This is a genomic window from Pseudomonas thivervalensis (genome assembly GCF_001269655.1).
Lineage (GTDB): Bacteria > Pseudomonadota > Gammaproteobacteria > Pseudomonadales > Pseudomonadaceae > Aquipseudomonas > Aquipseudomonas thivervalensis.
Genome location: NZ_LHVE01000001.1, coordinates 276266 through 288549, shown reverse-complemented (window position 1 = coordinate 288549; position 12284 = coordinate 276266). Strand labels below are relative to the sequence as shown.

Here is a 12284-nt window from a genome sequence, read left to right as displayed (position 1 = left end):
CAAATGGACCAGCGAACGCTGATCCCCCGTAGCGCGCGATTATCTAGTAGCCCGCGTGACAACGCATCAGGGGTAGCAAAGTATTTATCGAGAAAACTCCCTGTTTAGCCTCGAAACAGAACCGAAAAGATGTTTCAAACGCTTTCAGGACTGTAACAGGAAGGTTACCGGGCCATCATTGACCAGATGAACCTGCATGTCGGCGCCGAATCTACCTGATGCCACAGTGCCATGCACCTGTTTCGCCTGGGTCAGTAAATAGTTGAACAGCTCTTCGCCCAGGGCCGGAGGCGCGGCCGTGGAAAAACTCGGGCGCAGACCGCTTTTGGTGTCCGCCGCCAGGGTGAACTGCGACACCAGCAGCAACCCACCACCGACATCCACCAGGGACAGGTTCATCTTGCCCTCGGCGTCGCTGAACACGCGATAGTTAAGCAGCTTGTGCAGGAGTTTGTCGGCGCTGGCCCGGGTATCCCCCGGCTCGACGGCCACCAGCACCAGCAAGCCCTGGTCCACGGCCCCGACGATCTCGCCTGCCACTTCGACCCGGGCGCCGCGCACGCGTTGCAACAGCCCCTTCATGCTTCTTCGGGCGGCAGGTCGAGCAGGCGCCGGGCCATTTGCGCGGCGGCGCGCACCAGTGCATCGGTAATCCCCGGCTCCGAAGCGGCGTGTCCGGCGTCGCGGATCACCTGCAGCTCGCTGTTGGGCCAGTTCTGATGCAGCTCCCAGGCGTTGTCCAACGGGCAGATGACGTCGTAGCGGCCGTGCACGATGACGCCCGGCAAATGGGCGATCTTGCCCATGTCGCGAATCAACTGGTTGGGCTCGAGGAAAGCGTTGTTGGTGAAGTAGTGGCATTCGATCCGGGCAATCGACAGCGCCCGCTGCGGCTCGGAGAAGCGATCGACCACCAGCGGGTTCGGACGCAGGGTCGCGGTACGACCTTCCCAGGTGGACCAGGCCTTGGCCGCGTGCATCTGGGCGATCTGGTCGTTGCCGGTCAGGCGCTTGTGGAAAGCGCTGAGCAGGTCGTCGCGCTCGTCCAACGGGATCGGTGCGATGTAGTCCTGCCAGTAGTCGGGAAACAGGCGACTGGCGCCGGCCTGGTAGAACCACTCGATTTCCTGCGGACGGCAGAGAAAGATCCCACGCAGGATCAGGCCATGCACCCGCTCCGGATGGGTCTGGGCGTAGGCCAGGGCCAGGGTCGAGCCCCAGGAGCCGCCGAACAACACCCATTTCTCGATGCCCAGGTGCTTGCGGATGCGCTCCAGGTCTTCGACCAGATCCCAGGTGGTGTTGTTTTCCAGGCTGGCGTGGGGGGTGGAGCGACCGCAACCGCGCTGGTCGAAGGTGACGATGCGGTACAGGTTCGGATCGAAGTAGCGGCGGCTCTGCGCATCGCAGCCGGCACCCGGGCCGCCGTGAATGAACACCACCGGCAGGCCTTCCGGGGAACCGCTTTCATCGACATAGAGGGTGTGGGTGTCATCGACAGCCAGATCGTGCCGGGCATGGGGTTTGATCTGCGGGTACAAAGTCTGCATTGCGCGCTCCGTAAGGGGTCGAGTCATCCCTGTGGGGACTTCTATTTAGTCTGCCGTCCGGCATCATAAACCCGAATCACCTCAATGAGCATGCCCCCTGCGCAGTCAAAGCATGTCAGCCAGGAACCCCAGCAGCATGCGATACAGCTGATCGACCTCCGGCACCTGGCCCCGGCCACGCAGACAACCGTGGACCAACCCTTGGCCGACATACAGCGCGGCGTCCACTCCTGCGGCGTTAAGCCGCTCGCTATAAAGGGCGCCGTCGTCGCGCAAAGGATCCCATTGGGCTACGGCAACCAGCGCTGGCGGCACGCCGCTCAGGTCGTCCGCGAGTAGCGGCATCGCATAAGGCGAGGGCCGAGCGCCCGCCAGGTACAGCGCCTCATAACGCTCCAGATCGCGGCTGCTCAGGAGCGGGGCATCGGAGCATTCATGACGCGACAGCAAATCGGCGGGACCACCGAGCGCCGGATAGATCAACACCTGGGCCAGGGGCAACGGTTGCCCGGCATCGCGCAAGGCCAGGCACAACGCAGCGGCAAGATTGCCGCCGGCACTGTCACCGATCACCAGTCGGCGGCGGGGGTCGATGGCAAACGGAGCGTCCGCCAAGTGATGCCACACTGCGAGGCAATCGTCAAAACCGGCCGGAAACGGATGCTCCGGGGCCAACCGGTAATCCACGGCCACCACCAGCGCGCCCAGCTCAGTCGCCAGTTCCATGCAGATGAAGTCATGGGAGTCCAGGCCCCCCACCACCCAACCGCCACCGTGCAGATAAAGCAAGCACGGCCAGCCAGCGAGCGGTGCCGCACGCTGCGGGTAATAGGCCCGCACAGCCACGCCGGCCAGCTCGAAATCCTCGAGGGCCAGCGTCGGCGGACACGGCGGAGTGAACGCCCGGCACATCTGACTATAGGCCTGGCGCGAGCCTTCAAGGCTGTCGTCCGGGGCGGTGAAGCTCAGGGTTTTGTCGATGAAGGCGGACATTGCCTGGGAGAGTGGGTAGGCCATCTTGGGTTGCCATGCGTCGAAGGAGGATGTGGCTCAGCCGCTTTTGTGGCTTTTGTGGCTTTTATGGCTTTTATGGCTTTTATGGCGAGGGAGCTTGCTCCCGCTCGGGTGCGCAGCGCCCGCTTTTTTTTAGGGCTTCTTCGCAGCCCAGCGGGAGCAAGCTCCCTCGCCACGGGATTATCGCTGTCCTTGATACCGTGTCAGTTCTTGAGGCTGGCCTGCACCGCCGCCACGCCATCCTTGCCATCGAAGCTCGTGACGCCAGCCAGCCAGCGCTGCAGGTCCTCGGGATGCTCGCGCAGCCATTGCCGGGCGACGTCCTGGGGTGTCTTGCGCTCCATGATCGGCACCATCAGTTGGCTCTCCTGGGCGGCGGTGAAGGTGAGGTTCTCCAAGAGCCGGTTCACATTTGGACAACGCTGGGCGTAGTCCGGCGCGGTCACCGTGGAGACAGTCGCGGCGCCTTCGTTCGGGCCATAAACGTCTTCGCTGCCGGTCAGGTAGGTGACGTTCATGTTGATGTTCATCGGGTGCGGGGTCCAGCCGACGAAGACCACGAACTCCTTGCGATTCACTGCCCGTTGCACCGCGGCGAGCATGCCCGCTTCACCGGATTCGATCAGTTTGAAATCCTTGAGGCCGAAGTGGTTGGTTTCAATCAAGGTCTTGATGGTGGTGTTGGCGCCGCTGCCCGGCTCAATGCCGTAGATCTTGGCGCCGAGCTGGTCCTTGAACCGGGCAATGTCGGCAAAGGTCTTGAGCCCCGCTGCCGCCACATAGTCTGGAACGGCCAGGGTGGCCTGGGCGTCGGCCAGGCTGGGTTTGTCCAGGACCTTCACCTGGTTGGCCGCCAGGAACGGGGCGATGTTCTTGTCCATCGCCGGTTTCCAATAGCCCAGGAAGATGTCGAGCCGCTTGTCGCGGATGCCGGCGAAGATGATCTGTTGCACGGCGCTGGTCTGCTTGCTTTCGTAGCCCAGGCCGGTGAGCAGCACATCGGCCATGCCACTGGTGGCGATCACGTCGGTCCAGTTGACCACGCCCATGCGCACGGTCTGGCAGGACGCAGGCTCGGCAGCCATCGCCCCGCCGCTCAAGATGACGGTACCGCAGAGGATCGACAGACAGCGTTTGAACAGTCTTTTCATCGGGGAGGTCTCGTGCGGCAGCGGATTATTGTAGGTCGGTGTCTTGCTGCACCGTGACCGAAACATTACGCAGCGCCGAGGGGCTGAAGATGAACTGTGGCGACGCGGTTTTGCACGGTGGCGACAGGTGGAGAGGCATGAATATAGTTAAAAAGGCATGGATGCAGTTGTGGCGAGGGAGCTTGCTCCCGCTGGGTGGCGAAGCCGCCCCGAGAATCTTGTGAGCGCTGCGCACTCAAGCGGGAGCAAGCTCCCTCGCCACAAAAAGCGCCTCACTGCAGATCAGTGCTTGTAAGCCTGCTTCCCCCACGCCAGGAAACCTTCCAGCAACTCCCTGAGCACCACTTGGGTCGGCGCCGCCAGATCCGGGCGATAGTTGAACGGTTCGAACTCTTCCATATAGGTGCTCTGGCACAGTTCCAGTTGCACCGCGTGGATGTCCTGGGCCGGGTTGCCGTAGTGCCGCGTGATGTGTCCGCCTTTGAAACGCCCGTTGAGCACATGGGTGAACTGGCCGTGGCGGGCGCAGATGGCTTCGAGCTGGCTGGCCAGGGTCGGGTCGCAACTGGCGCCGTTGAACGTGCCCAGATTGAAATCCGGCAGCTTGCCGTCGAACAGGTGCGGGATCACCGAACGGATCGAGTGGGCATCGAACAGCAAGGCATAGCCAAACTCGGCCTTGAGCCGCGCCAGTTCCTGCTGCAGCGCCTGGTGGTACGGCAGCCAGACCTGTTGCAGATACGTCGCCCGCTCCTCGGCCGACGGCTCCAGCCCTTCGCGAAACAACGGCACGCCGTCGAACAGCGTCGCCGGGTACAAACCGGTGGTGGCGCCGACGTACATCGGCTTGTCATCGGCGGGGCGATTCAGGTCGACGACGAACCGCGAGTACTCCGCGGCCAGGGTGCTGGCGCCCAGCTCGGCGGCAAACTCATAGAGCTGGGGAATGTGCCAGTCGGTGTCCGGCAGGCTCTGGGCTTCGGGGATCAACCCGGCCTGTACCGCCGGGGTCAGGCGCAGGCCGGCATGGGGCATGCTGATCAACAGCGGCACGCGCCCTTGCTTGAAATTCAGGACCTTCTCCACAACCGTTCTCCTCAATCGATTTCCACGCCGTGACGCACGACGCGTTTTTCCAGATCGCCACCGAGCCAGTACGCCAGGTCGGCCGGACGATCGATGTGCCAGGCAACAAAATCCGCGACCTTGCCGACTTCCAGCGAACCGTGGGTGTGAGCCATGCCCAAGGCCTGGGCCGCATGAAGCGTCGCCCCTGCCAGGGCTTCTTCCGGGGTCATGCGGAAACAGGTACAGGCCATGTTCAACATCAGGCGCAACGACAACGCCGGCGAGGTGCCGGGGTTGAGGTCGCTGGCCACGGCGATTTTCACCCCGTGCTTGCGCAGGGCGTCCATGGGCGGCAGCTGGGTTTCGCGCAGGAAATAAAACGCTCCCGGCAGCAATACCGCCACGGTGCCGGAGGCGGCCATGGCCTTGGCGTCGTCCTCGGTCATGAATTCCAAGTGATCGGCCGACAGCGCCTGGTAACGCGCCGCCAGGCTGGAGCCGTGCAACGATGACAATTGTTCAGCGTGCAGCTTCACTGGCAGGCCCAGTTGTTGCGCGGTGATGAACACCCGCTCGACCTGCGCCGGGGAAAACGCCAGGTATTCGCAAAAGGCATCCACCGCATCCACCAGCCCCTCGGCCGCCAGGGCCGGCAGCATCTCGGAGCAGATGTGCTCGATGTAGTCATCGGCGCGATCCTTGTACTCCGGCGGCAAGGCGTGGGCCGCCAGACAGGTGCTGCGTACGCTGACCGGCAATGCATCACCTAGGCGACGGATGACCCGCAGGATCTTGCGCTCGCTTGCCAGGTCCAGGCCGTAGCCGGACTTGATTTCCACCGTGGTCACGCCGTCGCGTATCAGGCTTTTCAGGCGTTTGGCGGCGCTGGCGAACAGTTCGTCCTCAGTGGCGGCGCGGGTGGCGCGCACCGTGCTGGCGATGCCGCCACCGGCTGCGGCGATCTCGGCGTAGCTGACGCCTTGCAGGCGCTGTTCGAATTCACCGCTGCGGTTGCCGCCGAACACCGTGTGGGTGTGGCAGTCGATCAGCCCCGGCGTGACCCAGGCGCCCTTGAGGTCGTTGACCGCCGGGTAGTCGCCCGTCGGCAATTCGGCACGCGGGCCGATCCATTGAATGTGCTCGCCCTGGGTGACGATGGCGGCGTCTTCGATGATCGAGTAGACGCCCTGGGCCATGGTGGCGGCGTGGCAGTTTTGCCAGAGGGTTTTCATCCCGATGCCTCCGTAGATTAATGACAAGCGCACACGTAGGAGCTGCCGAGTGCAACGAGGCTGCGATCTTTCCCCAGACAATTGAGTCGTGAGCGAACGCACAACAGATCAAGGTCAAAAGATCGCAGCCTTCGGCAGCTCCTACAGGGTGCACGCTCTTCAGCAGTTAAAGGCTCGGCAACAACTGCGCCGTGACCAATTCGTTCAGGCACCGACTCGCCAGCAATTCACTGGCCGCATTGATGTCCGGGGCAAAGAACCGGTCTTTCTCATAGAACGGCACCTCTGCACGCAGCAGCGCCCGGGCCTGTTCCAGTTTGACGGAGGTCTTCAAACCCCCGCGCAGGTCCAGCCCCTGGCACGCCGCGAGCCATTCCACCGCCAGGATCCCGCGGGTGTTCTCGGCCATTTCCCACAGGCGCTTACCGGCGGCCGGGGCCATGGAGACGTGGTCTTCCTGGTTGGCCGAAGTCGGCAGGCTGTCCACCGAATGGGGATGGGACAGCGCCTTGTTTTCACTGGCCAGGGCGGCAGCAGTGACCTGGGCGATCATGAAGCCGGAGTTCACCCCGCCATTGGCCACCAGGAACGGCGGCAGTTGCGACATATGCTTGTCCATCATCAACGAAATGCGCCGCTCGCTCAGGGAGCCGATCTCGGCAATCGCCAGGGCCATGTTGTCGGCGGCCATCGCCACCGGTTCGGCGTGGAAGTTGCCGCCGGAAATCACGTCGCCCTCGGCGGCGAACACCAGCGGGTTGTCCGACACCGCGTTGGCCTCTATCACCAGCACCTCGGCGGCCTGGCGGAACTGGGTCAGGCAGGCGCCCATCACTTGCGGCTGGCAACGCAGGGAGTACGGGTCCTGGACCTTGTCGCAGTTCTGGTGCGAATCGGAGACTTCGCTGCGCTCGCCCAGCAGATCGCGGTAGGCCGCGGCGGCATCGATCTGGCCTTTCTGGCCACGGGCGGCATGGATGCGTGCATCGAATGGCGAGCGCGAACCGAGCACTGCTTCCACTGTAAGCCCCCCCAGGGCCAGGGCACCGGCAAACAGGTCTTCACCTTCGAACAGGCCACGCAGCGCAAACGCGGTGGACACCTGGGTGCCGTTGAGCAGCGCCAGGCCTTCCTTGGCGGCCAGGGTCAGCGGCGCGAGACCGGCGACCTTCAGCGCGTCGACGGCCGGCAGCCATTCGCCCTTGTAGCGGGCCTTGCCTTCGCCCAGCAGCACCAGGGACATGTGGGCCAGCGGCGCCAAGTCACCGGACGCACCGACCGAACCCTTGAGCGGGATGTGCGGGTAGACCTCGGCATTGATCAGCGCAATCAGCGCATCGATCACCTGCCGTCGGATGCCGGAAAAGCCTCGGCTCAGGCTGTTGACCTTGAGCACCATGACCAGCCGTACCAGCGCATCGCTGATCGGCTCGCCCACGCCGGCGGCATGGGACAGCACCAGGGAGCGCTGCAGGTTTTCCAGGTCTTCGCTGGCGATGCGGGTCGAGGCCAGCAGGCCGAAGCCGGTGTTGATGCCGTAGGCGGTACGATTCTCGGCGAGGATCTGCTCCACGCACGCAACACTGGCTTCGATCTGTGCCGACGCGCTGGCGTCCAGGCTCAGGGTGACCGGTTGCTGATAGATGTCACGCAATTGAGCCAGGCTCAATTGGCCGGGAATCAGGTTTAAGGCAGTCATGTATTGCTCCTTTTGAGAGTTTTGTTTTCACCCGCCAGTCGCTCCGGAATGTTCCGTTGTCCGTCACCTTCGCTTTTTGGCGATGCCTTGTGGGCTATAGGTGCCTTGGCACGCTGGCGCTATTTTGATCAGTTCAAATTCGGTAATACGCTGTGCAGCACATTCGGGTCTTTCAGCAGCCCGGCGGCACTGGCGATGTCCGGCGCCAGCCAGCGGTCCTGGTCGTAGGCCGGAACACGCTCGCGCAGCAGTTTCCAGGCGATGTCGGTGCCGGCGCCGAAGCGCTGCGTCTTGAGAAATTCAAAGGCCTGGGCCGCCAGCAGGTATTCGATGGCGAGGATTTGCGTGCAGTTTTCCAACGCCCGGTGCAGCTTCAGGGCCGCGTTGGTGCCCATGCTCAGGTGATCTTCCTGCAAGCCGGAAGTGACGAAATTATCCAGCACCGCCGGTTGCGCCAGTTGCTTGTTTTCCGCGCACAGCGACGCGGCGACGTATTGCACGATCATCATCCCCGAGTTCACGCCGGGGCTGGCCACCAGGAAGGCTGGCAGGCCGCTGACGTGAGGGTTGATCAAACGGTCGAGGCGACGCTCGGCGATGGAGCCGATCTCAGCCATGGCAATCGCCAACAGGTCCGCCGCCAACGCCACTGACTGGCCGTGGGGGTTGGCCTGGGACATGACCCGGAAGTTCTCCGGCGTCCCCAGCAGCAGCGGGTTATCGGTGACCGCGTTGAGTTCGGTTTCGATCTGTTGCCGGGCATGGGCTAGCTGGTCGCGAGCGGCGCCGTGCACTTGCGGAATCGAGCGGATGCTCAAGGCGTCCTGGGTGCGAATGCCCAGGCTCGACGCGATGATTTCGCTGCCGTCGAGCAGCGCCCGCAAATTCACGCCAACCTGCTGCATGCCCGGGTGCGGCTTGAGGGCCATGACGTCGGCGTCGAACGCGGCGATCTGGCCGCGCTGGGCCTCGAAGCTCATGGCGCCGATCACGTCGGCCCATTGCATCAGCCGCGTCGCATCGGCCAGGGCCAGGCAACTCAGGCCGGTCATGCACGGCGTGCCGTTGACCAGGCACAAGCCGTCCTTGGCCCCCAGTTGCACCGATTGCAAACCTTCGGCGGCCAGGGCCTGTTGCGCCGGGACTATTTGCCCGCGATAGCTGACCTGGCCAACGCCCAGCAACGCGATGCCGATGTGGGCCATGTGCGTCAGGTAACCCACCGAACCCTGGGACGGCACTTGTGGCGTGATGCCGCGATTGAGCAATGCCAGCAACGCCTCGACCACCCGGCGATGGATGCCGGATTTGCCCTGGCTGTAATTGAGGATGGCGGCGCAGAGAATCGCCCGAGTCTGCTCGTCGGAAAGCACCGGGCCGACGCCACAGGCATGGCTGAGCAGGGTGTTGCGCGACAGTTGGCTGAGTTGTTCGTCCTTGAGCGAGACATTGCACAAGGCGCCCAGGCCGGTGTTGACGCCATAGGCGCGCTCGCCGCTGGCGACGATGCGCTGGACGATGGCCTGGGCATTGTCGATCCGCGCCCAGGTCTGGGTCGACAGCTCGAGCACAGCGCCGAAGCGAGCGACAGCGACCACGTCCTGCCAGCGCAACGGAGCGCCGGTGATTACGATTTTTTCAGCCTGGGACATCTTCAACCTCATGAAAAATTCATTTCAGCATCACATCTGGCTAAGGCATAGCCTCTGTGGCGAGGGAGCTTGCTCCCGCTGGACTGCGCAGCAGGCCCAAAAGAAGCGGCCGCTGCGCGCCCGAGCGGGAGCAAGCTCCCTCGCCACAAAAGCGCGCCGACCACCACAACCTCACACCACTGCCGCCCTGCGTTGTACAAACCGATCGACATACTCATCCGCCGGCGAATGCAGGATCTCCCGCGGCGTGCCGACCTGGATCAGCTTGCCGTCCTTGAGGATCGCAATGCGGTTGCCGATGCGCACGGCCTCGTCGAGGTCGTGGGTGATGAAAACGATGGTCTTGTGCAGGGTCTTTTGCAGTTCCAGCAACTGGTCCTGCATTTCCGCGCGAATCAGCGGGTCGAGGGCGCTGAAGGCTTCGTCCATCAGGATGATGTCAGTGTCCGCCGCCAGGGCCCGGGCCAGGCCGACGCGTTGGCGCATGCCGCCGGAGAGCTGGTGCGGGTATTTGTTCTCATAGCCCTTCAGGCCCACGGTGTTGATCCAGTGCAGCGCCCGCTCGGCGCACACCTGCTTGCTCTCGCCACGGACTTTCAAGCCATAGGCAACGTTGTCCAGCACGCTCTTGTGGGGCAGCAGGCCGAAGCTCTGGAAGACCATGCTGATCTTGTGCCGGCGAAACTCGCGCAGGGCGTCCATGTCCAGTTGCAGGATGTCTTCGCCGTCCACCAGGATCGCGCCACTGGTAGGGTCGATCAGCCGGTTGAAGTGGCGCACCAGGGTGGACTTTCCGGAGCCGGACAGGCCCATGATCACGAAGATCTCACCGGTGCCGATGCTCAGCGACAGATCGTTCACACCGACCACGCAGCCGGTTTCGGCCAGCACCTGGTCCTTGGTCTTGTTCTGGCGAATCAGTTCCAGGGCTTCCTTGGAGCGGTTGCCGAAAATCTTGAAGACGTTCTTGACTTCGATCTTGCTGATGGCTGCGTTGCTCATTTGCTCACCTCATGCCGAGGACGACCATAGGCCTGGGTAATGCGGTCGATGACCACGGCGAGAATCACGATGGCCAGGCCCGCTTCCAGGCCGCGCCCGACGTTGAGGGTCTGGATGCCCACCAGCACGTCTTCACCCAGGCCGCGGGCGCCGATCATCGAGGCGATGACCACCATCGACAGGGCCATCATGGTGGTCTGGTTGATCCCGGCCATGATGCTCGGCAGGGCCAGGGGCAGTTGCACGCCGAACAGCTGCTGCCAACGGTTGGCGCCGAAGGCGTTGATGGCTTCCATCACTTCGCCGTCCACCTGGCGGATGCCCAGGTCGGTCAGGCGAATCAACGGCGGCGCGGCGTAGATCACCGTGGCGAAGATCGCCGGGACCTTGCCCAGGCCGAACAGCATCAACACCGGAATCAGGTAAACGAAGCTGGGCATGGTCTGCATGATGTCCAGCAACGGCATCAGCACCGAACGCAGGCGATTGCTGCGCGCCGAGAGGATGCCCAGGGGAATGCCGATCAACACCGAGATCAGCGTCGCCACCAGCATCAGCGCGAGGGTCTGCATCAGCTTGTCCCACAGACCCACCGCCCCCACCAGGAACAGCAAACCGACGATCACCGCCGTGGCGACGACCTTGCGGGTGGCGTGCCAGGCAATGCCGCCGACGATGGCCAGCATCAGCCACCAGGGCGCCATGCGCAGTACGCCTTCGAGGTTGACGATGGCCCACAGCAGGGTGTCGGAGATGTGCCGGAACACATCGCCATAGTTGGTCACCAGGGCGTCGACCCAACCGTTGACCCAATCGGCGATGGAGAAGGTAAAGCTTTCGGGAAACATAAGAGACTCTCGATCAAGTGGATGCGGTGAACGTCCCGGCCAGCCCCACGGTTGGCCGGGAAGTATTCGACCTACAGAGCCGCGTCGATTTTCTTGGCAGCGTCTTCACTGACCCAGGCGTGCCAGACTTCAGGATGTTCCTTCAGGAAGATCTTCGCCAGCTTCGGCGACTCGATCCGCTCTTTGGCCATGCGCCCGAGGTTCTGGTTCAGGATATCGATCGGCAGGTTGACCTTTTCCAGCACCGCCACCAACTCCGGGGCTTCGTCGTGGAAGGTCTTGGACAGGCCGACCTTGATGCTCACGCTTTTATCCACACCGGGTTTTTCTTCCAGTTTCACCAGGTCCACCTGGCCCATCAACGGCGTTGGCGACCAGTAGTAGAACAGGATCGGCTCGCCGCGCTTGTAGCTCGACAGCACCGCCGCATCCAGCGCCGGGCCGGTGCCTGGACGAAAGTTGGTGTAGGTTTTTTCCAGGCCGTAGCTTTTCAGCATTTCGCTGTTGTCCAGCTCGCAGGTCCAGCCGGCCGGGCAGTTGTAGAAACGGCCCTTGGACGGTTCTTCCGGGTCTTTGAACACGGCGGCGTACTGGCCCAGGTCGGCGATGTTCTTCAGGCCCGGGGCCTTGGCTTCGAGCTTGCGCTTGGCGTCGCCTTCGACCACGTAGCGCGGCACGTACCAGCCTTCGATGGCGCCCACCACCGGGGCACCGACGCCGACCACCTTGCCGGCCTTCTCGGCCTTGTTCCAGACTTCACTGCGGCCGACCCACTCTTCGGCAAATACCTGGATGTCGTTGCTGCTCAGGGCGTTTTCCATGGTGATGGAGTTGCCGGGCAGGCTGTCGGTCTTGCAGTCGTAGCCTTTTTCCAGCACCACTTGCAGGACGTCGGTCAGCAGCATGCCGCTTTCCCAGTTCAGGCCGGCGAATTTCACCGGTTTACCCGACTCGCACCAACCGGCCGCTTGCGTGGCGCCGGCGCTGGCCAGCAGGCCCATGGAAAGCAATGTGGTCAGCAGGGTCTTGTTCGACTTCATTATGTGACGCTCCTAATCAGTTGGATTG

General features: G+C 63.2%; 11 protein-coding genes. All 11 read right to left on the bottom strand.

All coding sequences use genetic code 11. From position 1 onward, the window contains the following. Positions 1-144 precede the first annotated feature (144 nt). The 11 genes from dtd to AD659_RS01165 all read right to left on the bottom strand — a co-directional run bounded on the left by dtd (position 145) and on the right by AD659_RS01165 (position 12256). Positions 145-582, bottom strand: a complete 438-nt coding sequence (dtd, locus tag AD659_RS01215) for a D-aminoacyl-tRNA deacylase (protein ID WP_053117600.1) — start codon at positions 580-582, stop codon at positions 145-147. Then, a complete protein-coding gene (gene pip / locus AD659_RS01210; RefSeq protein WP_003196909.1) occupies positions 579-1550 on the bottom strand; it encodes a prolyl aminopeptidase in 972 nt (323 codons plus the stop codon). Before pip ends, dtd begins: the two co-directional genes overlap by 4 nt. Before the next feature lie 105 nt (positions 1551-1655). Further along, complete coding sequence (locus AD659_RS01205) at positions 1656-2567, bottom strand: alpha/beta hydrolase (RefSeq protein ID WP_053117598.1); 912 nt, start codon at positions 2565-2567, stop codon at positions 1656-1658. Positions 2568-2767: 200 nt separating this feature from the next. Continuing rightward, positions 2768-3715 carry a choline ABC transporter substrate-binding protein gene (locus tag AD659_RS01200; protein WP_053117596.1) on the bottom strand — a complete coding sequence of 316 codons (948 nt, stop codon included), beginning with the start codon at positions 3713-3715 and terminating at the stop codon, positions 2768-2770. Between the two features lie 282 nt (positions 3716-3997). Then, positions 3998-4801 carry an N-formylglutamate deformylase gene (gene hutG / locus AD659_RS01195; protein WP_053117594.1) on the bottom strand — a complete coding sequence of 268 codons (804 nt, stop codon included), beginning with the start codon at positions 4799-4801 and terminating at the stop codon, positions 3998-4000. 11 nt (positions 4802-4812) lie between these two features. Beyond that, positions 4813-6015, bottom strand: coding sequence for an imidazolonepropionase (gene hutI / locus AD659_RS01190; protein WP_053117592.1), 1203 nt, complete (start codon positions 6013-6015; stop codon positions 4813-4815). A 166-nt stretch (positions 6016-6181) separates the two neighbouring features. After that, entirely contained in the window at positions 6182-7714 is a 1533-nt protein-coding gene (hutH, locus tag AD659_RS01185; protein ID WP_053117590.1) for a histidine ammonia-lyase, read from the bottom strand. A gap of 128 nt (positions 7715-7842) precedes the next feature. Then, entirely contained in the window at positions 7843-9366 is a 1524-nt protein-coding gene (locus AD659_RS01180; RefSeq protein WP_053117587.1) for an HAL/PAL/TAL family ammonia-lyase, read from the bottom strand. 171 nt (positions 9367-9537) lie between these two features. Then, positions 9538-10368, bottom strand: a complete 831-nt coding sequence (locus AD659_RS01175) for a quaternary amine ABC transporter ATP-binding protein (protein WP_050586211.1) — start codon at positions 10366-10368, stop codon at positions 9538-9540. Further along, positions 10365-11216 carry an ABC transporter permease gene (locus tag AD659_RS01170; RefSeq protein WP_053117585.1) on the bottom strand — a complete coding sequence of 284 codons (852 nt, stop codon included), beginning with the start codon at positions 11214-11216 and terminating at the stop codon, positions 10365-10367. Before AD659_RS01170 ends, AD659_RS01175 begins: the two co-directional genes overlap by 4 nt. A gap of 71 nt (positions 11217-11287) precedes the next feature. After that, positions 11288-12256: an ABC transporter substrate-binding protein gene (locus AD659_RS01165; RefSeq protein WP_014336129.1), complete on the bottom strand. Its 969-nt coding sequence runs from the start codon at positions 12254-12256 to the stop codon at positions 11288-11290. Between the last annotated feature and the right edge of the window lie 28 nt (positions 12257-12284).

Excerpts from the sequence above, each read along its gene's own strand:
- dtd (WP_053117600.1), bottom strand. The coding sequence starts at position 582 with ATGAAGGGGCTGTTGCAACGCGTGCGCGGCGCCCGGGTCGAAGTGGCA.
- pip (WP_003196909.1), bottom strand. The coding sequence starts at position 1,550 with ATGCAGACTTTGTACCCGCAGATCAAACCCCATGCCCGGCACGATCTG.
- AD659_RS01205 (WP_053117598.1), bottom strand. The coding sequence starts at position 2,567 with ATGGCCTACCCACTCTCCCAGGCAATGTCCGCCTTCATCGACAAAACC.
- AD659_RS01200 (WP_053117596.1), bottom strand. The coding sequence starts at position 3,715 with ATGAAAAGACTGTTCAAACGCTGTCTGTCGATCCTCTGCGGTACCGTC.
- hutI (WP_053117592.1), bottom strand. The coding sequence starts at position 6,015 with ATGAAAACCCTCTGGCAAAACTGCCACGCCGCCACCATGGCCCAGGGC.
- hutH (WP_053117590.1), bottom strand. The coding sequence starts at position 7,714 with ATGACTGCCTTAAACCTGATTCCCGGCCAATTGAGCCTGGCTCAATTG.
- AD659_RS01180 (WP_053117587.1), bottom strand. The coding sequence starts at position 9,366 with ATGTCCCAGGCTGAAAAAATCGTAATCACCGGCGCTCCGTTGCGCTGG.
- AD659_RS01175 (WP_050586211.1), bottom strand. The coding sequence starts at position 10,368 with ATGAGCAACGCAGCCATCAGCAAGATCGAAGTCAAGAACGTCTTCAAG.
- AD659_RS01170 (WP_053117585.1), bottom strand. The coding sequence starts at position 11,216 with ATGTTTCCCGAAAGCTTTACCTTCTCCATCGCCGATTGGGTCAACGGT.
- AD659_RS01165 (WP_014336129.1), bottom strand. The coding sequence starts at position 12,256 with ATGAAGTCGAACAAGACCCTGCTGACCACATTGCTTTCCATGGGCCTG.